The sequence below is a fragment of the Sinorhizobium sp. BJ1 genome (assembly GCF_002531555.1).
GTDB classification, from domain to species: Bacteria; Pseudomonadota; Alphaproteobacteria; order Rhizobiales; family Rhizobiaceae; genus Sinorhizobium; species Sinorhizobium fredii_B.
Window position 1 is genome coordinate 332576 of record NZ_NWTH01000003.1, and the last position, 21416, is coordinate 353991.

Consider the following 21416-nt stretch of genomic DNA (forward strand, 5'->3'; position numbering starts at 1 on the left):
CGCCGCCGTCAGATGACGAGAATCGGCGCCTTTCCGCGCACACGAGCATAGAGATCGATGACATCCTGATTGATCATGCGGACGCAACCGGATGACACCGCCTTGCCGATCGATTGCCATTCCGGCGTTCCGTGGACGCGATAGAGCGTGTCCTGGCCGTCCTGGAAGATATAGAGCGCGCGCGAGCCGAGCGGATTGTCGAGCCCGGGCGGCATGCCGCCATTGTCGGCCGAATATTTGGCAAGCACCGGTTGGCGGGCGATCATCGAATCCGGCGGCGTCCATTTCGGCCACTTCTGCTTCCACTGGATGACGCCACGGCCGGACCAGGCGAAGCCTTCGCGGCCGAGGCCGACGCCATAGCGCGTGGCGCTGCCGCCAGACCCAATCAGATAGAGATAGCGATCCGCCGTATCGACGACGATCGTGCCGGGCGCCTCACCAAACGGATCGCTGACCTCCTGGCGATAGAAGCGCGGGTCGATTTGCTGGTAGGGCACCGCCGGAATGAGAAAGCCGCCATCCTCCCTGCCCGCGTAGACATCGGCGTAATAGGCGTCCTGCGGCGGCAGCCCGGTCAGCGGCTCTTCGAGCATGCCCGGATCGACCCAGCGGCTCTCGAGGGCGGGATTGCGATAGACCGGCATCGTTTCCTGGCGAAAACGATTGGTGTTCATCGACGACGTGCAGCCCGCAAGGCCGGCGGAGGCGATTGCGAGTCCGGATGTGCGGAGAAACTGGCGGCGGGAGAGAGGCAGCGATGACATCGAACTCTGATGGGTTTGAGTGCAGCGAGGAAGGAGAGCGGCGCGGCGCCCGTTTTGCGCCGTCCCGCTTCTTGCAACGAGATCACGGTGAACTTGCGTCGAAGCAAAAACCACCCTCGTGATCGATATCGACAAGTCGGAGCAGGACGCAAGCTAAAAACCGCTTTTGCCATCTCGCTCCAAGCTTGGATTTACGTCTGGATTCGGGGCTTGCGCCAGTAAACATACAATCACGATTGTGGCACCGCGCTTTACAACCGTGAGCGTCAGCTGCCTCAGAGCGCCCAGGCGGCAGCAACGGCTGGCATCAAAAAATTTCATATGACAATCAAGGCGGGCGGCTTCAGCAGGCGTAGGCAATTGCGTATGGATTTGGGCGTCGCCAACCGAGGAGGCCGGAAATGCTGACGATCTATGGAGTTTACCGCTCGCGCGCGTCGCGCAACTACTGGATGGCGCGCGAACTCGGCATTCCTTTCAAATCCGTGCCGGTGATCCAGGCGCGCCGCCTCAGCGATCCGCAGGCCGCCGAGGCTCCTCTGAATACCAAGTCGGCAGACTTCCTTGCCGTCAATCCGATGGGCCTCATCCCGGCAATGGAAGACGACGGTCTGGTACTGACGGAATCGCTCGCCAACAATCTCTATCTCGCCCGCAAATATGGCGGGCCGCTGGCGCCGGCCGACATCGGCGAGGAAGGGCAGATCGGCAACTGGACCATGTGGGCGGCGACCGAGGTAGAGCCGCATGGGGTCAAGATCGTCCTTGCCTATGACAACGGCGTCGAGAACACGCCCGAGGGCCGGGCACTGATCGATACCTGCGCACAGTCGCTCGAAAAAGCCTTCGCCGTGCTTGAGAGGCACCTTGCCGGCCGCGACCATGTCGTCGGCGAGCGCTTCACGGTCGCCGACCTGAACCTGGCGGAAGTCTTCCGCTACACGATGAGCCAGACTGCTCTCTTCGACAGGCACCCGCGCGTGAAGGCTTGGCTGGCGCGGTGCCAGTCGCGCCCCGCCTTCAAGGCGATGATGGAGGAACGGCTGAAGGAACCGGAATAGCGTCAAGCTCGCGCATTCCCTCTTCCACCTCCTCGCGCACCCATCGCTTGAAAGCAATTACGGCCTTGCTTTCGCGCCGCGAGGCCGAGGTGACGAAGTAATGGGCGAAGCCGGTCTTGGCGCGGATGCCGAACGGCGCCACCAGACTGCCCTTCATCACCGCATAGCCCGCAAGCGTCCGCCAGGCAATCATCACGCCCTGGCCGGCAATGGCCGCGTCGAGCGCCAGCGACGCATCGTTGAACGTGTGGCGCACGGTCATCTGGGCGCCGGAAAGACCGGCTGCCTTCAGCCATACCTCCCACGAAAACATCGCATGCTCATCGATGACGGCCGGCAACTTCAAAATGTCGGCAGGAACGCGCAGTCCGGCAGCGAGCGCCGGTGAGCAGACGGGAAAGACCTCCTGTTCGAGAAGCAGTTCGGAACGCACACCCGGCCAGCCGCCCGCCCCGACGCGGATGGCGAGATCGACGTCGGACGTTTCAAGATTGGCAAGTCTCGTCGTCGCGTCGATCCTCAACCGGATATCCGGATGACGCTCGGCGAAGCGGTTCAGCCGATAGACCAGCCAGCGAGCCGCAAAGACCGGCGCCACCGACACCGTCAATACCGACTCGTCGCGACGACGCGCCTGCGCGACGCCTTCGGCGAGTTCCGCAAAAGCATTCGAGAGCCGCATCATGAGCGGGCGGGCGCTATCCGTTACGACAAGCCCGCGCGGCGAGCGCTCGAAGAGCACCCGCCCAAGCTGCGCCTCCGTCTTGGCAATCTGCTGGCTGACGGCACCGGGCGTCACGCCGAGTTCTTCCGCCGCAGCGGCGAGCGATCCCAGCCGCCCGGCCGCCTCTACGGCGCGCAGCCCGTTCAGATGGATCGTGTTGAGGTCGTTCATATAGATTTTCTAAAGGAAGCAAGCGGCAATCTCAATTGCAAAGTCATCCGAACAGGAAGATGCTCCTTATAACTCCTCTCGATCAGTGGAGGAATTCCGGTGGCAACTCAATGCATTGCCGTCGACCGCGTATTGATCTGAGCGCATTGACGATGCCATGGAACACCGAATGGAGTGCCCGCCATGTCGAAGCTTTTCTCTATTCTGAAACTGGCTGCAAATCGGCGCGACCATCAGGCCGAAGCGTCTGCCGTTTGGCTGCGCGATCCGCTGCAGCATCCCGATCTCGCCCGCATGGCGGAGCGCGAACTCGCGGACTTGCCCTTCCCCGGTTGGCCATGGCCTCGTGCGACCGCAATCAACACTTGCGACGGCGCCTGATCCCGGTCACAGTTCGGGTGCAATCCGGCTTTGGCAAACGGCGGCTCACCGATGGTGCAGGAGGTCGAAACAAGCTTCGAGCGTGTCCGGCGCCTTGCCGAGGCGGCCGGACTACCGGAAACGGCCGTCGGGACGTCCTATGGCACGCCTGCACTGCTCGTCAAAGGCAAGAGCTTCGTGCGCATGAAGGACGCCGATACGCTCGTGGTGATGTGCGCGCTCGAGGAGAAGGACATGCTGATGGAACTCGATCCGTCGCTCTTCTTCGAGACCGACCACTACAAAGGCTGGCCGGCGATGCTCGTGCGGCTCTCCAACATCGACGATCAGGCGCTGACACAGAGGCTGATCGCCGCCTGGCGGGAAAAGGCGCCACGGCGGCTAGCGGCGCGGTTCGACGCTTCAGCTTCTCGCTGATTGGATCCTTATGCCCGAACTACATCCAGCACCCTCGCGACGGCGGGTCGCTCGGCCATGCGATTGCGGTGGTCCAGGATTTTCGGAAACTGTGCCGGATCGACGCCGTCGCTTTCCAGCCAGCTAGCGATGGTGAAAAGATAGGGATCGGCGATCGTATAGGTCTCGCCCATGGCGAAGGGACCGGCAAACATCGTGCCTTCGATCAAAGCGAAACAATCCGCCATATTCTGCGGCACCTTCGCCTTCATCGCCTCGTGAGATGCCGCATCATCCGCCCAGCGGGCGCCGCGCCGGGAATGCGCATGGGCAACGTGGACCGTCGAGCAGAGATAGCTCAGGAACGACTGCAGCCGCGCGAACTCGAAGGGATCGTCAAGCGGCGCGAGCCGCGCATCCGGGAAGCTCTGCGCAATATAGGTCAGGATCGCCGGCGTTTCGGTCAGCGTGCCGCGGTCCGTCACCAAGGCGGGCACGCGGCCTTTCGGGTTGATGGCGAGATATTCGGGCTTGGTCTGCTCGGCCCTTGAAAAGTCGACGCGGTGCGCTTCATAGGAGGCGCCCGCTTCCGCCAACGCGATATGCGATGCGAGGGAGCAGGTTCCGGGCGTATAGAAGAGTTTCAGCATAATCATGGTCCTCGATTCGTGATTCTCGAGCCGACGCGGGAGACCCCCGCATGTCTCGTATCCTGCCCGCCGGCGCAGCGGCTGAAGCTGCAATCTGCAGCAGAAAAGATGAAATCGAAAGAATTGGCAAGGTCAGGAATTTCCCAAAAATACCGCATCCGGGTGCTCTTCGAAGGCAAGCCGCCCGAGGGCAAGCAGGTTGTGCTGGACTATGTTGGACTACCAGACCTCGTCTCGGCAAAGACCGATGCATAAGGCGAGACGGACGTGACGCTCCGCAATGCCGGGCTGAACGTCTTGGCGGTCAGCCACGAGGTGCCGCTTGAAGGAAGCAGCGCCGCCGACGAGACCGGCTATACGGCGACGTTGACCTTCGTCGCCGAGCCGCATGTGGATGAATGATCGCAGACCAGCCGGCGGGAGGAATCCCGCCAACACCTTTACGCCGCCATGTCGGCGCAGCCGGGCACCTCTTCGAGACGGTCGTAGACCGGAATGCCGCGCTCTCGCGCGATGCGCACGTCATTGTCAGCTCCCTTTGAATCGCCCGGCAACCTCAGCACCGCATCGCAAAGCTCAAGCAGCCGGCCGGCGACGGGATGAAAGATCTCCTCATAGAGGTCGTCGCCCACATGGCCTCCACCCGCCGCGTGCCAGACGGGCAAGGCAACCCACTCACCGATCATCGGTACATGTCCGGCCTTGAAGAGGGCGTAGGACGGTCCCTCCAGACGCTTCAGATTCTCCGCCATCTTGGACGGATCGTCGCCCGTACCCGAGCGGTAGGGACCGGCAATCAGAATCAGCATGATTTCCTCCACGAAATTGCACGAATATTCCAGATTTTTCTGGAATGTTCATGAATATTCATGCAACTTCGTTCATAGTCAAGGAGAGAATCGATGCTGACGACACAGAGACGGGGGATGATCTCGGCGCGGCTTGCGCGCGATGGGCAGCTCGTCGCAAAGGCGATCGCCGACGAGCTGGGGCTTTCGGAGGATACGATCCGGCGCGACCTCAGGGAGATGGCGGCCGAAGGCCTGCTGAAGCGGGTGCATGGCGGCGCCCTGCCGCTGACGCCGCCGCTCCCCGACTTCGCCACCCGTCAGACCATCGCCAGTCAGGTCAAGCGCCGCCTCGGCCGCCGGGCGGCGGAACTCGTCAAGCCGGCTCAAATCGTCTTTATCGATGGCGGTACGACCAATGCGGAACTGGCCCGCGCCCTGCCGCACGACCTACGGGCCACCATCGTCACGCACAGCCCGACAATCGCCGCCGAACTCGAGCATCATGTCGCCGAAGTGGTCCTGCTCGGCGGCCGGCTCTACAAGCATTCCATGGTGGCGACCGGCGCGGCGACGGTTGCGGCCATCGAACAGATCCGCGCGGACATCTTCTTTCTCGGTGTCACGGCCATTCATCCGGCGCATGGGCTTTCGACCGGAGACTATGAGGAAGCAGCGATCAAGCGGGCAATCGCCCGGCAAGCCACGGAGACCTATGTCCTTGCTACGCCTGAGAAATTCGGTGCCGCCTCGCCTCATCGCGTTCTATGCGTCAGCGAGCTTGCTGGCCTTGTCGTGCCCTCGGAAATGCCGGCAGAGGCCTTGTCGCCCTATCGCAGCGACACTGCCTCGCTGATCATGGCTTAGCGCCATGCAGGGGGCTTCGGTGCTACGAGGCGAAAGCCTCCGTGACGCGGACGTCGCCGACATGTATGCCGTTCCAGTTGCTCATCGAATGATTGGCCTGCGCCATCAAAGCCGCCTGCACCTCTGGGTCTTCCGCGAAGAATCGTACGAGCGTCGCCGCGACCATCGACTCGGCGGCGCGGGTCGTGCCGTCCTCGCATTTGACCGCGATGCCGGTGCCCTTTTCCGGGATCACGGCGCAGAACACCCCTTCGGCGCCGGTCTTGGCGAAGATACGCCCGGGTGCCGCCTTCATCAGTCGCGTGCACGTGCGATCGGTACCGGCGACATAGAAGGGCTCGGCCATGCAGGCCTCGATCAGCCGCTTCGAGGCGCGCGCCCGCTCCGACGCCAGGCCCGCGCCCGTCGCCATGCGGGCGAAACCATGGGCGAGGCCCTTCATGGGTACCGCATAGGTTGGGATCGAGCAGCCGTCGACACCGCAATTATCGCCGGAGAGAAGCGTGCCGGTCAGGCTTTCCATGATGCCGCGGATCTCCTGCTGGATCGGGTGACCGTAGCCGGCATAGCCCTCTACCTCGGTGCCGGAATGGCAGCAGGCGCAGATGAAGCCCGCATGCTTGCCGGAGCAGTTGTTGTGCAGGGCGCTCGGCCTTTCGAGCGTGCGAGCCTGCGCGATCAGGTTCTTCTGGTAGAAGGACCAATGGGCGCCGCATTCAAGCGCACTGAGGTCCCTACCGGCGGCGGAAAGCATCTTACCGGCGAGCGCCACATGTTCCGGCTCGCCGGAATGCGATGAACAGGCAAGTGCCAGCGCCTTGTCATCGAAGCCGTAGGCGTCGGCAGCGCCGCTTTCCACCAGGGGCAGAGCCTGCATGGCCTTGCAGGCCGAACGGGGGAACACGGCCGCATCCGTGTCGCCGAGCGCAAACAGCGTGTTGCCGTCGCCGTCGACCGCGATGACCGTGCCGCGGTGGCGGCTTTCGACCAGGTTTCCACGCGTCACTTCGACCAGAACGGGATTCGACATGCCGTGCCCTCAATTTTCCAACATTGGGCTATGCATCTATCAGGATTCCACCGGCAGAAAAGACATTGTCGATGAAAATCCTCCGCAGGCTGTTCTTCGTCTTCGCGATCATCTACCTGCTTCCGGCGCTGGCGTCGGCAGGGCTATGGTATTTCAAGGAACGGCCGCAGAGCTGGCGCGACGCGGACTGGTCGTCGGCCGGCATCCTGCCTGAAACACCCGCCAGCCCGGAGGCGGCGATCTATGTCTTCTCGGCAACGACAGGCGGCATGAAGGGCGCTGTGGCGAGCCACGCATGGATCGTCACCAAGGAAGAAGGCGCGTCCGCTTACAATCGATATGAAAAGGTCGGATGGGGCCGGCCGATCCGCAAGAACGCCTATCGGGCCGACGGCCGCTGGTATTCCAACGAGCCGCGCATCGTCGTCGTGGTCACTGGCGAGCAAGCCAAGCGGCTGATCCCGAAAATCGAGCGGGCGATTGCCGCCTATCCCTATTCATCGACCGGCGCCTACCGCCTCTGGCCAGGACCCAACTCCAATACTTTCGTCGCCCATGTGCTGCGCTCGGTCCCCGAGCTCGACACCGTGCTGCCGCCGGATGCGGTCGGGCGCGATTACCTGCCGGAGGGCAAGCTTTTCCAGATCGATGCGGATGGGCGCGACTTCCATGCGACACTCTATGGCCTCGCCGGCATCGCAGCCGGTTGGCGCAGTGGCTTGGAGCTGCATTTCATGGGGCTGGTGGCCGGCATCGATATCGTCAGACCGGGCATCAAGATACCGGCGATCGGCCGCCTCGGAATCTGATTTTGCCAGAAATGGAAAAGGGCCGCGCTAGCGACCCTTCCATGAGTTTTGGCCCTGTGAGTGGCTGGGCCGGGCGGGCCCAAGGAAGGTGGGGATCAAGCCGAGGGCTGCCTCGACTCCTTCACCTCTCCGATGCCTGTCACGAGGTCCGAAATCTCATTAGACATTGGATCACCTTCCTTTCTGTTGTTGCCGATATTTCCAACGTAGGCCATGTCCGCGGCAATACAAGGGCGACCATCGTCTAATCTCTGACAATCCGCATCACGATTTTGCCGATATGGTCGCCCTCTTCCATCAGGCGATGTGCATCGGCAATTTCTTCCATCGGCAGAACGGCGTGAACAACCGGCGCGACGTCGCCCGCTTCCAGTAGCGGCCAGACCCGCGCGGCAAGTCCGTCGCGTATCGCCTGCTTCTCCTCGGCCGTCCGCGGTCTCAGGGCGGATCCCATGACATGCAGCCGCTTCGTCAGGATCGCTGCGATATTGGCATCCTCGACGCGCGCGCCACCGAGAAAGCCGATGATCGACAGGCGTCCGTCCTTGGCAAGCGAGGCGAGGTTGCGGCCGAAATAGCGTCCGCCTACCATATCCAAGATGAGATCGACGCCGCGGCCGCCGGTCGCTTCGAGCACCACGGCCTTGAAATCCTCCTCGCGGTAGTTGATCGCCCGCTTCGCTCCGAGCGTCTCGCAGGCCGTGCACTTCGCCGCACTGCTGGCCGTCGCGAAGACCTCAGCGCCCAAGGCTCTGGCAAGCTGGATCGCGGTCGTGCCGATGCCGCTCGAGCCGCCGTGAACGAGGATGGTCTCGCCGGCCTTCAGCCCGGCCATGTCGAAGACATTTGCCCATACGGTGAAGAAGGTCTCCGGCAGGGCGGCAGCCTTGACCGCGTCGTAACCCTGCGGCCAGGCAAGCGCCTGCGTCGCGGGCACCGCGCAAAATTCGGCATAGCCGCCGCCATTGGCAAGCGCGCAGACCTTGTCGCCGACCGCGAAACCACTCGCCCCCTCGCCGAGGTCGACAACCTCGCCGGCGACTTCCAGGCCGAGAATGGGGCTCGCACCGGGCGGCGGAGGATAGTCGCCCTTGCGCTGCAGAATGTCCGGCCGGTTGACGCCGAAGGCCTCGACGCGGATCATAATCTCGCCGGGCCTAAGCTGCGGCAGGGGGCCGCGCGCCAGAACCATGTTTTCCGCGCCACCGGGACTCGGCAGGTCGACATAGGTCATTTCGGTCGGGATGGTCATGGCGGTAATCCTCGCAAAGGGAGCATGCCGTCTATACCTATAGCCCACCGGCGGCTCCGGAAAGCCGCCACTCGCTGCGTTTATTCCCGGGCAACCAGTTCCAGCACGAGTCCGGTCTCACTTGCCTTGGCGCGCGCCTTTATCTCCGCGATCCTCTTGCTCACCGTCTGGCTGTCGGAAAGGATGAAGCCCTCCGGAAGCACCAGGACCGCGATCGAGCAACGCATCAGCGGAAAGTCCTTCGCTCCGCCGTCACGACCATAGCCGCTGATCCGTCCCGCCGCCTGGTGCTCCGGCGAATAGAGCTGGCGGACGTCCGAGCGAAAATCATCGATGAGGCGCATCAGGACGGCGCGAAGATCCGCTTCTGTGGGGCCGCCGACCCCGACGAAGAAGTCGTCGCCGCCGACATGGCCAAGGAACTTCTCCTCGCCGATGAAGTGGCGCCGCAGGAGCGCGGCGAACAGGGTGATCGCCAGGTCGCCCTTCTGAAAGCCATAGGTGTCGTTGAAGGGTTTGAAGTCGTCGAAATCGCAATAGCAGAAATAGCGTGCTTCATCGCCGTCGAGGATGGCGTGCTGGACGTAGTCGCGGATCGCCCGATTGCCCGGCAGGCCGGTCAGTGGGTTCTGCTCCTGCGCCAACTTCAGCTGTTTCTCGTTGATGATCTTCAGGAGCGACGAAGCCGAAAGAACACCGGCATAGCGCATGTTTTCCGTCAGGATGACGCAATCGCTGCCGTCCATGCCGGCAAAGATCTTCAGCATCTCGTCGGCCGGCGTGTCGAGGTCGGCGATCGGCGTTGGCGTGACGAAGTGCGAGATGCGACGCTGATAGATGCGGTTCTTCAAAAGATCGCGGCCGAAGGGATGATAGATCATCTCCTTCACATGGTACTCGTGCAGGATGCCGCGCGGTTCGTCGTTTGCATTCAACACGGGAAAGAAGGCCTGGCGCGGATTGCGCCGGAAGAGATCGAAGGCGGAATCGAGGTCTTCGCTTTCCCTGACCGCCGGCAGTTGTTCAATCTCCTTGCGGATCAAGATACTGTCCAGCGTCGACGAAAGCCGCCGGGCGCCGCCCGGCTCGAGATGCGGATAGACCGGCTGCAGTTCATTCAAGTGCGTCGTCGGGCGGGCAATGAAATAGCCCTGCATCAGATCGCAGCCGAGATCGCGGCAAACGAGGAACTCCGCTTCCGTCTCGACGCCTTCGGCAATCACCCGGGTGCCGAGGACATGCGCCATGTTGACGGCGTGGCGTACGAGATGGCGCTTGCGCGGATCCCGCTCGATGCCGGAAATGAAATGCCGGTCGATCTTCACATAGTCGACCGGCTGATCGCAGAGCAGCTTCAGCCCGTTGAAACCGGCACCGAAATCATCGATCGCCAGCTTGAAGCCGGCAAGCCGCAATTGCCGGACCAGGGCCGAGAAGTCCGGCATCTTGCCGCTGTCGAAGCGCTCAGAGAGTTCGAAGCAAAGCGACGACGGAGCGATATTGGCGCGCTTCAGATGATTGACGAGCCGCTCGACAATATCCCCTTCCCCGCCGACAAGCCGCGAGTCGAAATTCAGGAACAGCGTGCGCGCGGCGAAATCCGGAAGCGTCGCGAAGCCGGCAACGGCGCGGCTGTTGATCAGGTGTTCGAGGGCGAGCAATTGCCCGGCGCTTTCAGCCTTGTCGAGGAGTTCGAGCGGCGAGGCGAAGCCCAGGCGCTCGAAGCCGCGCACCAGCGACTCATAGCCGAAGACTGCGCCGGTGGTCGCCTCAACGATCGGCTGGAAGGCGTTTTCGATGACCAGCTTGGCGAGCGTGACGATCTGGTCGTCGCCGAAGCGGCGAAGCGACAGAATTTCTGCAGGGGCGGCGGGCATGCCGGGCTCCAGGATAGGACATACGGACGCGGGTCAGCATCGGCGGCAAGCGTCAACGAAGTCTTTCGCGTATGTGAAAGTTTTATGAAGGTCGGTTTGCGGTGAAGTCTTCCTTGCTGCTACGCAGCCGACTAACTCTTGACCAGTACGCCGAAAGCGATCAGCGCCAGACCCTGCATAACGAGATCGACCGCAAGGAACAGGCCGAGAATCCAGAGGCTGTTGACGGGCCAGCCGGCGGCGATAACGAGACCGGCAAGCAGCGTCACCAGCCCACCGATGACGATCCAGCCCCAGCCACCGAGGGGGCTGAGCCTGAAACCGACCCACATCCGGAAGGCGCCGGCAACGATCAGCGCGACCGCCATGAGAATGGTCAGGAACGACGAAGCGAGCACCGGATTGATGAAAGCAAAAAGGCCCGCCACCGCATAGAGGCCGCCACTCAGCACCCAGAAGAGAAAGCCTCCCCAATCCTTGACCTGATAGGCCTGGGCGAGATTGAGCAGGCCGCCGATCAGCATGATGAGACCGACGTAATAGACGGAGGCGACCGTCGCCACCAGCAGGTTGCCGAAGGCAACGCCGCCGGCCATGATCAGCAGCACGCCGAGCGCTACGAACCATGCCCACTTTCCTGCCACGGTCTGTCTGCCGGCGGGATCGAACGTGTTGGTCATTTCAACCTCCCGTCCTGGCGATGAGCACAAGCGCTATCTTGTGATTGAGCCGGATTTTCAAGCAAAAAGGAAGGGAAAAGCGCGCTGCCTTTTTTGTTGATTGATGCATCAATCAAAAATAAGCTGTCCCTCGAAGGGAGCATCGGAGATGCCGAAAGTCGGAATGGAGCCGGTGCGTCGCAAGGCGCTGGTGGACGCGGCGCTGCGGGTGATCGGCGACCAGGGGACGCTCGCCGTCACCATGTCCGAAATCGCCCGGACGGCCGGCGTCTCGGCGGCGCTCGCGCACCATTACTTCGGCAGCAAGGAGCAATTGCTGATCGCGACGATCCGCAGCCTGCTCGGGCAATTGCGCCGCGATGCCGTCGCTGCACTGAAAGCCGCTCCGACCCCGCGGGAAAAGGTGAGCGCGTTGATCCGCGTCAGCTTCCGGGCCGACCAGTTCGCGCCGGAGACCGTCGCCGCCTGGCTCGCCTTCTATTCGGAAGCGCAGCGCTCCGAGGACGTTCGGCGCCTGCTTGTCGTCTATGCGCGGCGGCTGCGCTCCAATCTGCTCGCCAACCTCAGGGCGCTCTGCCCGCCCGATGACGCGGAACGCCTCGCCGAGGGCGCGGCTGCGATGATCGACGGGCTTTACATACGGCAAAGTCTGAAATCGGCACCGATCAGCATCGAGGCGTCGATCGCGCTGACGGAAGACTATTTGACCACCCATCTCAACCAGCTTTGCCGCCAAGGACGGGCACCATGACCGCCAAACCCAATATCCTGATCATCATGGTGGACCAGCTGAACGGGAAGCTCTTTCCCGATGGCCCCGCCGACTTCCTGCATGCGCCCAACCTCAAGGCGCTTGCGGGCCGGTCGGCGCGCTTCCGCAACAACTATACGTCCTCGCCACTCTGCGCTCCCGCCCGCGCGTCCTTCATGGCCGGGCAGTTGCCGAGCCGCACCCGCGTCTACGACAATGCCGCGGAATACCAGTCGTCGATCCCGACCTATGCGCATCACCTGCGGCGCGCCGGCTATTACACCGCGCTCTCCGGCAAGATGCACTTCGTCGGGCCGGATCAATTGCACGGATTCGAAGAGCGTTTGACCACCGATATCTACCCGGCCGACTTCGGCTGGACGCCGGACTATCGCAAGCCCGGCGAGCGGATCGACTGGTGGTACCACAATCTCGGCTCGGTCACCGGCGCCGGTGTCGCCGAAATCACCAATCAGATGGAATATGACGACGAGGTGGCGTTTCTGGCGAACCAGAAGCTCTACCAGCTTTCCCGCGAGAACGACGACGAAGGCCGCCGCCCCTGGTGCCTCACGGTCTCCTTCACCCATCCGCACGATCCCTATGTGGCCCGGCGGAAATTCTGGGACCTTTATGAGGATTGCGAACATTTGCTGCCTGAAGTGGGCGCCCTCCCCTTCGACCGTCAGGATCCGCATTCGCAGCGCATCATGCTCTCCTGCGACTACAAGAACTTCAAATTGACGGAAGAAAACATCCGCCAGTCGCGCCGCGCCTATTTCGCCAATATCTCCTATCTCGACGAGAAGGTCGGCGAGCTCGTCGATACGCTTACCCGGACGAGGATGCTCGACAATACGCTCATTCTCTTCTGCTCCGACCACGGCGACATGCTCGGCGAGCGTGGCCTGTGGTTCAAGATGAACTTCTTCGAAGGCTCGGCGCGCGTGCCGCTGATGATCGCCGGGCCCGGGGTCGCACCCGGCCTGCAGCTGACGCCGACATCGAATCTCGACGTGACGCCGACGCTTGCCGATCTCGCCGGCATTTCGATGGACGAGGTTCAACCCTGGACGGACGGCGTCAGCCTTGTGCCGATGATCAACGGTGCGGAGCGCACGGAGCCGGTGCTGATGGAATATGCGGCCGAGGCGTCCTATGCACCGCTCGTCGCCATCCGCGAAGGCAAGTGGAAATTTGTCCACTGCGCGCTCGATCCGGACCAGCTCTACGACCTCGAGGACGATCCGCTGGAACTGACCAATCTTGCGGAAAATCCGCGCGGGCCTGTCGACGTCGCCACGCTCACCGCCTTCCGTGACATGCGCGCCGCGCACTGGGACATGGAGGCCTTCGACGCCGCGGTGCGGGAAAGCCAGGCGCGGCGCTGGGTAGTCTACGAGGCGCTCCGCAACGGCGCCTATTATCCCTGGGACCACCAGCCGCTGCAAAAGGCCTCCGAGCGCTACATGCGCAACCACATGAACCTCGACAATCTCGAGGAATCCAAACGCTATCCGCGAGGAGAATGAGATGAAAGCCCAACCGCAAGCCTCGCACTTCATCGACGGCGAATATGTCGAGGACACGGCCGGCACGCTGATCGAGAGCATCTATCCGGCGACCGGCGAGGTGATTGCCCGGCTGCATGCGGCAACGCCAGCGATCGTCGAACGCGCCATCGCCGCCGCCAAGCGGGCGCAACCGGAATGGGCGGCGATGAGCCCGACGGCGCGCGGCCGTATCCTGAAGCGCGCAGCCGAGATCATGCGCGAGCGTAACCGCGAGCTTTCCGAACTCGAGACGCTCGATACCGGCAAGCCGATCCAGGAGACGATCGTCGCCGACCCGACCTCCGGCGCCGACAGTTTCGAGTTCTTCGGCGGCGTCGCGGCAGCGGCGCTCAATGGCGACTATATCCCGCTGGGGGGCGATTTTGCCTATACGAAGCGGGTGCCGCTCGGCGTCTGCGTGGGCATCGGCGCCTGGAACTACCCGCAACAGATCGCCTGTTGGAAAGGGGCGCCGGCGCTGGTGGCGGGCAATGCCATGGTCTTCAAGCCGTCCGAAAACACGCCGCTCGGAGCGCTGAAGATCGCCGAGATCCTGATTGAAGCCGGCCTTCCTAAGGGACTCTATAACGTCATCCAGGGCGACCGCTCGACCGGCCCTCTCCTCGTCAACCATCCCGATGTCGCCAAGGTCTCGCTCACCGGCTCGGTCCCGACCGGCCGCAAGGTCTACGAGGCGGCTGCGGCCGGGCTGCGCCACGTGACCATGGAGCTCGGCGGCAAGTCGCCGCTGATCGTCTTCGACGACGCCGATCTCGAAAGCGCCATCGGCGGCGCCATGCTCGGCAATTTCTATTCGACCGGCCAGGTCTGCTCGAACGGCACCCGTGTCTTCGTGCAGCGGAAGGTGAAGGAAGATTTCCTGGCGCGCCTCAAGCAGCGCACCGAAGCGATCGTCATCGGCGACCCCATGGACGAGGCGACGCAGCTAGGGCCGATGGTCTCGAAGGCGCAGCGAGACAAGGTCCTGTCCTATGTCGAGAAGGGCAAGGCGGAAGGTGCGCGGCTGATCACCGGCGGCGGCATCCCGAACGCCGTCAACAGCGAGGGCACCTATATCCAGCCGACCGTCTTCGCTGACGTTACCGACGAGATGACGATCGCGCGGGAGGAAATCTTCGGGCCTGTCATGTGCGTGCTCGACTTCGACGACGAGGCGGAGGTCGTCGCCCGGGCCAACGCGACGGAATTCGGTCTGTCCGCCGGCGTCTTCACCGCCGATCTGAGCCGCGCACACCGGGTCGCCGATCGGCTCGAAGCCGGCACGCTGTGGATCAACGCCTACAATCTGGCACCCGTGGAAATCCCCTTCGGCGGCTCGAAGCAGTCCGGTTTCGGGCGGGAAAATTCGGTCGCGGCGCTCAATCATTATACCGAGCTCAAGACCGTCTATGTCGGCATGGGGAAGGTAGAGGCGCCGTACTAGGGGAAGCCCCCTCCCCAACCCCTCTCCACAAGGGAGTGAAACCCGGAGAAGCTGGCGGCAGCCGGATGAGGGGGCAGCTACGCAGAAGAAAGACCACACACATGCAGGCAGATTTCGTCATCATCGGTTCCGGTTCGGCAGGCTCGGCGCTTGCCTATCGCCTGTCGGAGGACGGCAAGCATTCGGTCATCGTTCTGGAGTTCGGCGGCTCGGATTTCGGCCCGTTCATCCAGATGCCCGCGGCACTCGCCTGGCCGATGAGCATGAACCGCTACAATTGGGGCTATCTCTCCGAGCCGGAGCCACACCTCAACAACCGGCGCATCACCGCGCCGCGCGGCAAGGTGATCGGCGGCTCCTCGTCGATCAACGGCATGGTCTACGTGCGTGGCCACGCGGAGGATTTCGACCGCTGGGAGGATCTCGGGGCAAAAGGCTGGGCCTATGCCGACGTCCTTCCCTATTTCAAGCGACTGGAGCATTCGCATGGCGGCGAAGACGGCTGGCGCGGCGCCAATGGGCCGCTGCATGTCCAGCGCGGCCCGGTCAAGAACCCGCTCTTCCACGCTTTCGTCGAAGCCGGCAAGCAGGCCGGCTTCGAAATGACCGACGATTACAACGGCTCCAAGCAGGAAGGCTTCGGGCTCATGGAGCAGACGACCTGGCGCGGTCGTCGCTGGTCGGCCGCCTCCGCCTATCTGAAGCCGGCACTGAAACGGCCGAATGTCGAGCTCATCCGCTGCTTCGCCCGCAAGATCGTCATCGAAAACGGCCGGGCGACCGGCGTCGAGATCGAGCGCGGCGGCCGCATCGAGGTGGTGAAGGCGAACCGCGAGGTGATCGTCTCGGCCTCCTCCTTCAATTCACCGAAATTGTTGATGCTCTCCGGCATCGGTCCGGCCTCGCACCTCAAGGAAATGGGGATCGACGTTAAGGCGGATCGCCCGGGAGTCGGCCAAAACCTGCAGGACCACATGGAGTTCTATTTCCAGCAGGTGAGCACCAAGCCGGTCTCGCTCTATTCCTGGCTGCCATGGTTCTGGCAGGGGGTGGCGGGCGCGCAGTGGTTGTTCTTCAAGTCCGGCCTGGGCATTTCCAACCAGTTCGAGGCCTGCGCGTTCCTGCGCTCGGCGGCCGGCGTCAAGCAGCCCGACATCCAGTACCACTTCCTGCCGGTGGCGATCCGCTATGACGGCAAGGCGGCGGCGAATACGCACGGCTTCCAGGTGCATGTCGGCTACAACTTGTCGAAGTCGCGCGGCAGCGTCACGCTGCGCGCCTCCGACCCGAAGGCCGATCCGGTGATCCGCTTCAACTATATGAGCCATCCGGAGGATTGGGAGAAGTTCCGCCATTGCGTACGCCTGACGCGCGAAATCTTCAACCAGAAGGCCTTCGATCAATATCGCGGCCCGGAAATCCAGCCCGGCGAGAAGGTACAGACGGACGAGGAGATCGACGCCTTCCTGCGCGAGCACCTGGAGAGCGCCTATCACCCGTGCGGCACCTGCAAGATGGGCTCGAAGGACGATCCGACGGCCGTCGTCGATCCGGAGACGCGGGTGATCGGCGTCGACGGCTTGCGTGTTGCCGACTCCTCGATCTTCCCGCATGTCACCTATGGCAATCTCAACGGGCCCTCGATCATGACCGGCGAGAAGGCCGCGGACCATATCCTCGGCAAGCAGCCGCTCGCCCGCTCCAACCAGGAGCCCTGGATCAACCCGCGCTGGGCGATCAGCGATCGGTAAGATTACTCGAGCAGGAAGCCGATCCATCGGCCGGCGATGACGGCACCGGTCCAGATCATCAGCGAAAGCCATGCTGAAAGGCGGACCCTTAAAGAGATCGGGCCGCCTTTGACGGCGGTGCGCCACTGCGGCGCCAGGTGCAATAAAGCCGCGTTGGCGACGCCGAGGACGAGCAGCGTCATCTTGGTCAGGAACGCGGCATTGCCGGCATATTCAACCGGATTGACACTGAAGAGGCAGAAACCGGTGGCGACCGCCAGCGCCACGCCGGCGGCCGCGGCGCGCGACAGGAACGGCCCGACCACCTCGACCGGAACCGTCCGGATGAGGCCGACAAGCCTCAGGTCGAGCGGCAGGATCGCGCCGACGATGATCCCGATCGACAGGATATGGGAGGCATTGACGAAGATGTAGAGGGTCGCGGAGCGCCGTATCGCCAGAGCGAAGGGCAGCGTCCCGATCCAGGTCAGCACCTCCTCCATCAGTTCGTCTGTATACGCTCCGGATAGATGTCATAGACTTTTCCGGCCACCGTGATCCGAACGGCCTTCATTCTCTTCTCGCTGCGATCGAGCGAGCGGTTGCCGAGCGCGACGATCTGGTCGCCAACCTTCGCGACGCCCTCGACGAAGCCTGAGCGCTGGGTCAGGCGCGGGTTGCCGAGTTCGACCAGCCAGAGGCCGTCATTCTGCGTTTCGACCCGCAGCGTCGGATGCGGCGGCGCCATCGAGATCTCACGGATCGTGCCCGAGAGCTCGACCTGGTCGGCTTCCGCCCAGGACCAGCCGTGGTGAGCATAGGCGCCCGTCACCATAAGCAATCCGAGGACGCTTCCAAGGACGGCGCGCCTCGACAAGGACTGCATCATTTGCGTCTCCCTTCATTCTCCCGCATTGATCAAGCACAAGCTGGGGCAGACGGCGCGAAAGGACAGTGCCATCAACAATTCTTGAACGGCCGGCACCCCTTGACCCCTGGCGAAGGAACGCATCTTCGCATCCTTCTGTCCGGCCAGAGATAATCTACTAAATTAGTAGGTTTTCTTAGAACTTTATGGATCAGAGAGATATTTGCTCTGATCCTTGAGCAATAGAAATCCGTTTTTCTGTCCTTTGTCACAAACGGCTGCGATATTCCGTGCAAATTGCAACAGGATGCAGCCATGACGACGCAATCCCTCGAAGCCGAAGCCAAGGCCCTGAACGACAAGCTCGAGAGCCTCGATCTTGCCGGCCGCCTGGCTATGGTCGCCGGGCTCGATGGTCGGGCGGTCTTCACCACGTCGCTCGGCATCGAGGATCAGGTCATCACCGCCGCCATCGGCATCAACCGCCTCGACATCGAGGTCGCGACGCTGAAGACCGGCCGGCTCTTCAACGAAACCGTCGCCCTCGTCGAGGAGACCGAGGAAACCTACAACATTCTGATTAAGCGCTATTACCCGGAAAAGGCCGATATCGAGGCCTATGTGGCGCAATATGGCATGAACGGCTTCTACGAGAGCGTCGAGGCAAGGCACGCTTGCTGCGGCGTACGCAAGCTGAAGCCGCTGGCGCGGGCGCTCGAAGGAGCAAGCTACTGGATCACCGGCCTGCGCCGCGGCCAGTCCGGCAACCGTGCCACGACGCCCTTTGCCGAAGCCGACCTCGAGCGCGGTCTCATCAAGATTAATCCGCTGGCGGATTGGGACATCGAGACGATCCGTGCCCATGTCGCCGCAGAGGCCATTCCCGTCAACCCGCTGCACGGCCGCGGCTATCCGTCGATCGGCTGCGAGCCCTGCACACGCGCCATCAAGCCCGGCGAGCCCGAGCGCGCCGGACGCTGGTGGTGGGAGAACGACGAGAAGCGCGAATGCGGCCTGCACGTTGCCGAAGCGGCTTCTTCCATCATCCCCAATGCCAGCGGCGCCGCCTGACGCAGCGCCGCAGCCAAAAGACAGTATTCTCCCCGGAGTTCGAAATGCCCCACACCCATCCGGAAACGGAATTGCATAACCCGCAGAGCACGAAACCGCCGCTTGATCCGCATCTGAAGGCCCTGGAAAACGAAGCGATCCACATCTTCCGTGAGGTCGCCGCGGAATTCGAGCGCCCGGTGATGCTCTATTCGATCGGCAAGGATTCCTCCGTGCTGCTGCACCTGGCGCGCAAGGCGTTCTATCCCGGTCGCGTCCCCTTCCCACTGCTGCACGTCGACACTGGCTGGAAATTCCGCGAGATGATCGCGTTCCGCGACGAGATGGTCGAAAAATACGATCTCGATCTGGTCGTCCACACCAATCCTCGCGGTGCGGCCGAGAACGTCACGCCGTTCACGCACGGCTCGGCGCTCTATACCGACATCATGAAGACGGAAGCGCTGCGCCAGGCGCTCGACGCCGGCCAGTACGATGCGGCCTTCGGCGGCGCACGCCGCGACGAGGAAGCGAGCCGCGCCAAGGAGCGCATCTATTCCTTCCGTACGCCGGACCATCGCTGGGATCCGCGCAACCAGCGCCCCGAGCTTTGGAATCTCTACAACGGCATGGTCCGCAAGGGCGAGAGCGTGCGCGCCTTCCCGCTGTCCAACTGGACCGAAGTCGACATCTGGCGCTACATCCAGGCGGAAGAGATTCCGATCGTGCCTCTTTACTTCGCCAAGAAGCGCCCGATCGTCGAGCGCGACGGCATGATGATCCTCGCCGAGGACCCGCGCCTCGAACTGCTTCCCGGTGAAGCGAAACGCGAAGAGGTCATCCGCTTCCGCACGCTCGGCTGCTTCCCGCTGACGGGTGCGATCCGCTCCAGCGCGACGACGCTCGACGACATCATTTCCGAACTTGAAACCGCGACCGTCTCCGAACGCCAGGGCCGCGCCATCGACCGCGACCAGGCCGGCTCGATGGAAAAGAAAAAACGCGAAGGATATTTCTGATGACCGCACCGGCAATAGCGACCGCAGCCTTGGACGAAACCGCCGTCGCCCTCCCCCTGCAGGAGACGGCGCGGGTCGTGTGCGACACCCGTCCCCTTCGCCTCCTCACCTGCGGCAGTGTCGATGACGGCAAATCGACGCTGATCGGCCGCCTGCTCTGGGACACCAAGGCCGTCAAGGAAGACCAGGCCGCAAGCCTCCAGGGCGATTCCAAGGGCAAGCAGAACGATCTCGGCCTGCCGGACTTCGCCCTGCTGCTCGACGGCCTGCAGGCCGAGCGCGAACAGGGCATCACCATCGACGTCGCCTATCGCTACTTCTCGACCGACAAGCGCTCCTTCATCGTCGCCGACACGCCCGGCCACGAGCAATATACCCGCAACATGGCGACCGGCGCCTCTACGGCCGATCTCGCCGTGCTGCTCGTCGATGCGCGCGTCGGCCTGCTGGAGCAGACGCGCCGGCACGCGACAATCGCGACGCTGATGGGCATCCGCCAGTTCGTGCTCGCCGTCAACAAGATCGACCTGACCAACTACGACCGCAGTCGCTTCGATCAGATCTCGCACGAGTTCAAGGAACTGGCGCTGTCGCTCGGCGTGCGCCAGGTGACCGCGATCCCGGTTTCGGCGCTCAAGGGCGAGAACGTCGTCTATAACGGTCGCGCCTCGATGCCCTGGTACGAAGGCCCGACACTGATCGAGGTGCTGGAACTCGCGACCACCCGCTCGGCGCAGACCGTCGGTTTCCGCCTTCCGGTACAGCGCGTCTCGCGCCCCGGCGAAAGCTTCCGCGGCTATCAGGGCACGGTGGCAGGCGGTTCGGTGAAGCCCGGCGATTCCGTCGTGATCCTGCCGTCCGGCATGGTCGCCAACGTCACCAAGATCGTCACCTTCGACCTGGTGCGCAACGCCGCCGTCGCCGGCGACGCGATCACCCTCGTGCTCGATCGTCAGGTGGACGTTTCACGCGGCGACATGATCGCAACGATCGACAGCCAGCCGATGACAGGGCTTGCCTTCGACGCGCAGCTCGTGGCACTGCAGCCCGAAGGTATCCAGCCGGGCAAGCGCTACTGGCTGAAGTCCGGCAGCCGCCGCCAGCGCGTGCAGGTGCAGCCGATCAACCAGCTCGACTTGAAGTCCGGCAAGTGGAACCACGCCGACGAGCTGCCGATGAACGCCATCGGCAAGGTGCACCTCGCCTTCGACGAGCAGGCGATCTTCGACGCCTATGAGCAGAACCGCACGACCGGCGCCTTCATCCTGATCGACCCGGACACCAACAACACGGTGGCGGGCGGCATGATCACTGCCAAGCGCGCGGCACTCGGCGGCATCCACACCGAAGATAGCCGCGTTATCCTGTCACTACCGGCCGACCTCGCCGATCAGCTGATGGCAACCGAAGCCTTCGCGAACCGCCGGGAAGACGCCGAAGTTCGCCGGGTCACCGCCGCCAGGGCGATCGAAATCATCGACACGATCGACGAGTGAGCGGAAATTCCAAGACGTGAGAAAGGGGCCTGCGCGGCCCCTTTTTCATGCG

24 protein-coding genes are annotated in these 21416 nt (G+C 63.1%); 14 read left to right on the forward strand and 10 right to left on the reverse strand.

The window, feature by feature from the left end:
* Positions 1-8: 8 nt before the first annotated feature.
* Complete coding sequence (locus CO676_RS04975; RefSeq protein WP_041413885.1) at positions 9-767, reverse strand: L,D-transpeptidase family protein; 759 nt, start codon at positions 765-767, stop codon at positions 9-11.
* A 401-nt stretch (positions 768-1168) separates the two neighbouring features.
* On the opposite strand from CO676_RS04975, the gene CO676_RS04980 reads away from it, so the two are divergent.
* The gene (locus CO676_RS04980) at positions 1169-1828 is read left to right on the forward strand and encodes a glutathione S-transferase family protein (RefSeq protein WP_097519806.1); all 660 of its coding nucleotides are present in this window, start codon (positions 1169-1171) and stop codon (positions 1826-1828) included.
* On the opposite strand, the gene CO676_RS04985 is transcribed toward CO676_RS04980, so the two are convergent.
* The gene (locus CO676_RS04985; protein WP_097519807.1) at positions 1788-2723 is read right to left on the reverse strand and encodes a LysR substrate-binding domain-containing protein; all 936 of its coding nucleotides are present in this window, start codon (positions 2721-2723) and stop codon (positions 1788-1790) included. The genes CO676_RS04980 and CO676_RS04985 overlap by 41 nt on opposite strands.
* Before the next feature lie 183 nt (positions 2724-2906).
* On the opposite strand from CO676_RS04985, the gene CO676_RS04990 reads away from it, so the two are divergent.
* Together CO676_RS04990 and CO676_RS04995 are read left to right on the forward strand one after the other, a co-directional pair.
* Positions 2907-3104: a hypothetical protein gene (locus CO676_RS04990; protein ID WP_014761470.1), complete on the forward strand. Its 198-nt coding sequence runs from the start codon at positions 2907-2909 to the stop codon at positions 3102-3104.
* Positions 3105-3155: 51 nt separating this feature from the next.
* Positions 3156-3521 carry an MmcQ/YjbR family DNA-binding protein gene (locus CO676_RS04995; protein WP_097519808.1) on the forward strand — a complete coding sequence of 122 codons (366 nt, stop codon included), beginning with the start codon at positions 3156-3158 and terminating at the stop codon, positions 3519-3521.
* 8 nt (positions 3522-3529) lie between these two features.
* Here CO676_RS04995 and CO676_RS05000 read toward each other — a convergent pair whose 3' ends face one another.
* Positions 3530-4150 (reverse strand): glutathione S-transferase family protein, encoded by a 621-nt coding sequence (locus CO676_RS05000; RefSeq protein ID WP_097519948.1) that lies wholly within the window; start codon positions 4148-4150, stop codon positions 3530-3532.
* Between the two features lie 108 nt (positions 4151-4258).
* On the opposite strand from CO676_RS05000, the gene CO676_RS35930 reads away from it, so the two are divergent.
* Positions 4259-4405 carry a hypothetical protein gene (locus CO676_RS35930; RefSeq protein WP_245424254.1) on the forward strand — a complete coding sequence of 49 codons (147 nt, stop codon included), beginning with the start codon at positions 4259-4261 and terminating at the stop codon, positions 4403-4405.
* 12 nt (positions 4406-4417) lie between these two features.
* Entirely contained in the window at positions 4418-4552 is a 135-nt protein-coding gene (locus tag CO676_RS36755; RefSeq protein WP_269845039.1) for a hypothetical protein, read from the forward strand.
* A gap of 38 nt (positions 4553-4590) precedes the next feature.
* Here CO676_RS36755 and CO676_RS05010 read toward each other — a convergent pair whose 3' ends face one another.
* The gene (locus CO676_RS05010; protein WP_097519809.1) at positions 4591-4959 is read right to left on the reverse strand and encodes a DUF4406 domain-containing protein; all 369 of its coding nucleotides are present in this window, start codon (positions 4957-4959) and stop codon (positions 4591-4593) included.
* A 93-nt stretch (positions 4960-5052) separates the two neighbouring features.
* On the opposite strand from CO676_RS05010, the gene CO676_RS05015 reads away from it, so the two are divergent.
* Positions 5053-5805, forward strand: coding sequence for a DeoR/GlpR family DNA-binding transcription regulator (locus CO676_RS05015; RefSeq protein WP_097519810.1), 753 nt, complete (start codon positions 5053-5055; stop codon positions 5803-5805).
* 22 nt (positions 5806-5827) lie between these two features.
* Here CO676_RS05015 and CO676_RS05020 read toward each other — a convergent pair whose 3' ends face one another.
* Complete coding sequence (locus CO676_RS05020) at positions 5828-6835, reverse strand: asparaginase (protein ID WP_097519811.1); 1008 nt, start codon at positions 6833-6835, stop codon at positions 5828-5830.
* Positions 6836-6906: 71 nt separating this feature from the next.
* Between CO676_RS05020 and CO676_RS05025 the strand changes: the two genes are divergently transcribed.
* Complete coding sequence (locus CO676_RS05025) at positions 6907-7644, forward strand: DUF3750 domain-containing protein (RefSeq protein ID WP_097519812.1); 738 nt, start codon at positions 6907-6909, stop codon at positions 7642-7644.
* Between the two features lie 244 nt (positions 7645-7888).
* Here the strand turns inward: CO676_RS05025 and CO676_RS05030 are convergent, their stop codons facing one another.
* The 3 genes from CO676_RS05030 to CO676_RS05040 form a co-directional block, all read right to left on the reverse strand.
* Positions 7889-8896 (reverse strand): NAD(P)H-quinone oxidoreductase, encoded by a 1008-nt coding sequence (locus tag CO676_RS05030; protein WP_097519813.1) that lies wholly within the window; start codon positions 8894-8896, stop codon positions 7889-7891.
* Positions 8897-8976: 80 nt separating this feature from the next.
* Entirely contained in the window at positions 8977-10773 is a 1797-nt protein-coding gene (locus tag CO676_RS05035; RefSeq protein WP_097519814.1) for a GGDEF domain-containing protein, read from the reverse strand.
* Between the two features lie 131 nt (positions 10774-10904).
* Positions 10905-11453, reverse strand: coding sequence for an HdeD family acid-resistance protein (locus tag CO676_RS05040; protein ID WP_097519815.1), 549 nt, complete (start codon positions 11451-11453; stop codon positions 10905-10907).
* A 148-nt stretch (positions 11454-11601) separates the two neighbouring features.
* Here CO676_RS05040 and betI point away from each other — a divergent pair, with 148 nt between their 5' ends.
* From betI to betA, 4 genes are all read left to right on the forward strand, one after another.
* The gene (gene betI, locus CO676_RS05045; RefSeq protein ID WP_014761460.1) at positions 11602-12204 is read left to right on the forward strand and encodes a transcriptional regulator BetI; all 603 of its coding nucleotides are present in this window, start codon (positions 11602-11604) and stop codon (positions 12202-12204) included.
* The gene (gene betC, locus CO676_RS05050; RefSeq protein ID WP_097519949.1) at positions 12201-13736 is read left to right on the forward strand and encodes a choline-sulfatase; all 1536 of its coding nucleotides are present in this window, start codon (positions 12201-12203) and stop codon (positions 13734-13736) included. Before betI ends, betC begins: the two co-directional genes overlap by 4 nt.
* Position 13737: 1 nt before the next feature.
* Positions 13738-15201, forward strand: a complete 1464-nt coding sequence (gene betB / locus CO676_RS05055; protein ID WP_014761458.1) for a betaine-aldehyde dehydrogenase — start codon at positions 13738-13740, stop codon at positions 15199-15201.
* 101 nt (positions 15202-15302) lie between these two features.
* Complete coding sequence (betA, locus tag CO676_RS05060) at positions 15303-16952, forward strand: choline dehydrogenase (RefSeq protein WP_097519816.1); 1650 nt, start codon at positions 15303-15305, stop codon at positions 16950-16952.
* A gap of 2 nt (positions 16953-16954) precedes the next feature.
* Here the strand turns inward: betA and CO676_RS05065 are convergent, their stop codons facing one another.
* The gene (locus CO676_RS05065) at positions 16955-17434 is read right to left on the reverse strand and encodes a DUF6644 family protein (RefSeq protein ID WP_097519817.1); all 480 of its coding nucleotides are present in this window, start codon (positions 17432-17434) and stop codon (positions 16955-16957) included.
* A complete protein-coding gene (locus CO676_RS05070) occupies positions 17434-17820 on the reverse strand; it encodes a DUF6152 family protein (protein ID WP_097519818.1) in 387 nt (128 codons plus the stop codon). The genes CO676_RS05065 and CO676_RS05070 overlap by 1 nt, the downstream gene beginning before the upstream one ends.
* Before the next feature lie 264 nt (positions 17821-18084).
* Between CO676_RS05070 and CO676_RS05075 the strand changes: the two genes are divergently transcribed.
* Genes CO676_RS05075 through cysN form a run of 3 tightly spaced genes read left to right on the forward strand, consistent with a single transcriptional unit; the run spans position 18085 to position 21364 of the window.
* Positions 18085-18870: a phosphoadenylyl-sulfate reductase gene (locus CO676_RS05075; RefSeq protein WP_348628053.1), complete on the forward strand. Its 786-nt coding sequence runs from the start codon at positions 18085-18087 to the stop codon at positions 18868-18870.
* A gap of 44 nt (positions 18871-18914) precedes the next feature.
* The gene (gene cysD, locus CO676_RS05080) at positions 18915-19868 is read left to right on the forward strand and encodes a sulfate adenylyltransferase subunit CysD (RefSeq protein ID WP_014761453.1); all 954 of its coding nucleotides are present in this window, start codon (positions 18915-18917) and stop codon (positions 19866-19868) included.
* Complete coding sequence (gene cysN / locus CO676_RS05085; RefSeq protein WP_097519820.1) at positions 19868-21364, forward strand: sulfate adenylyltransferase subunit CysN; 1497 nt, start codon at positions 19868-19870, stop codon at positions 21362-21364. The genes cysD and cysN overlap by 1 nt, the downstream gene beginning before the upstream one ends.
* Positions 21365-21416: the final 52 nt, after the last annotated feature.

Excerpts from the sequence above, each read along its gene's own strand:
- CO676_RS04995 (WP_097519808.1), top strand. The coding sequence starts at position 3,156 with ATGGTGCAGGAGGTCGAAACAAGCTTCGAGCGTGTCCGGCGCCTTGCC.
- CO676_RS05025 (WP_097519812.1), top strand. The coding sequence starts at position 6,907 with ATGAAAATCCTCCGCAGGCTGTTCTTCGTCTTCGCGATCATCTACCTG.
- CO676_RS05035 (WP_097519814.1), bottom strand. The coding sequence starts at position 10,773 with ATGCCCGCCGCCCCTGCAGAAATTCTGTCGCTTCGCCGCTTCGGCGAC.
- CO676_RS05015 (WP_097519810.1), top strand. The coding sequence starts at position 5,053 with ATGCTGACGACACAGAGACGGGGGATGATCTCGGCGCGGCTTGCGCGC.
- CO676_RS05020 (WP_097519811.1), bottom strand. The coding sequence starts at position 6,835 with ATGTCGAATCCCGTTCTGGTCGAAGTGACGCGTGGAAACCTGGTCGAA.
- CO676_RS05010 (WP_097519809.1), bottom strand. The coding sequence starts at position 4,959 with ATGCTGATTCTGATTGCCGGTCCCTACCGCTCGGGTACGGGCGACGAT.
- CO676_RS05040 (WP_097519815.1), bottom strand. The coding sequence starts at position 11,453 with ATGACCAACACGTTCGATCCCGCCGGCAGACAGACCGTGGCAGGAAAG.
- CO676_RS35930 (WP_245424254.1), top strand. The coding sequence starts at position 4,259 with ATGAAATCGAAAGAATTGGCAAGGTCAGGAATTTCCCAAAAATACCGC.
- CO676_RS05000 (WP_097519948.1), bottom strand. The coding sequence starts at position 4,150 with ATGCTGAAACTCTTCTATACGCCCGGAACCTGCTCCCTCGCATCGCAT.
- CO676_RS04990 (WP_014761470.1), top strand. The coding sequence starts at position 2,907 with ATGTCGAAGCTTTTCTCTATTCTGAAACTGGCTGCAAATCGGCGCGAC.
- cysN (WP_097519820.1), top strand. The coding sequence starts at position 19,868 with ATGACCGCACCGGCAATAGCGACCGCAGCCTTGGACGAAACCGCCGTC.
- betC (WP_097519949.1), top strand. The coding sequence starts at position 12,201 with ATGACCGCCAAACCCAATATCCTGATCATCATGGTGGACCAGCTGAAC.
- CO676_RS05030 (WP_097519813.1), bottom strand. The coding sequence starts at position 8,896 with ATGACCATCCCGACCGAAATGACCTATGTCGACCTGCCGAGTCCCGGT.
- CO676_RS04985 (WP_097519807.1), bottom strand. The coding sequence starts at position 2,723 with ATGAACGACCTCAACACGATCCATCTGAACGGGCTGCGCGCCGTAGAG.
- CO676_RS05070 (WP_097519818.1), bottom strand. The coding sequence starts at position 17,820 with ATGATGCAGTCCTTGTCGAGGCGCGCCGTCCTTGGAAGCGTCCTCGGA.
- betI (WP_014761460.1), top strand. The coding sequence starts at position 11,602 with ATGCCGAAAGTCGGAATGGAGCCGGTGCGTCGCAAGGCGCTGGTGGAC.
- betA (WP_097519816.1), top strand. The coding sequence starts at position 15,303 with ATGCAGGCAGATTTCGTCATCATCGGTTCCGGTTCGGCAGGCTCGGCG.
- CO676_RS04980 (WP_097519806.1), top strand. The coding sequence starts at position 1,169 with ATGCTGACGATCTATGGAGTTTACCGCTCGCGCGCGTCGCGCAACTAC.
- CO676_RS04975 (WP_041413885.1), bottom strand. The coding sequence starts at position 767 with ATGTCATCGCTGCCTCTCTCCCGCCGCCAGTTTCTCCGCACATCCGGA.
- betB (WP_014761458.1), top strand. The coding sequence starts at position 13,738 with ATGAAAGCCCAACCGCAAGCCTCGCACTTCATCGACGGCGAATATGTC.
- cysD (WP_014761453.1), top strand. The coding sequence starts at position 18,915 with ATGCCCCACACCCATCCGGAAACGGAATTGCATAACCCGCAGAGCACG.
- CO676_RS05065 (WP_097519817.1), bottom strand. The coding sequence starts at position 17,434 with ATGGAGGAGGTGCTGACCTGGATCGGGACGCTGCCCTTCGCTCTGGCG.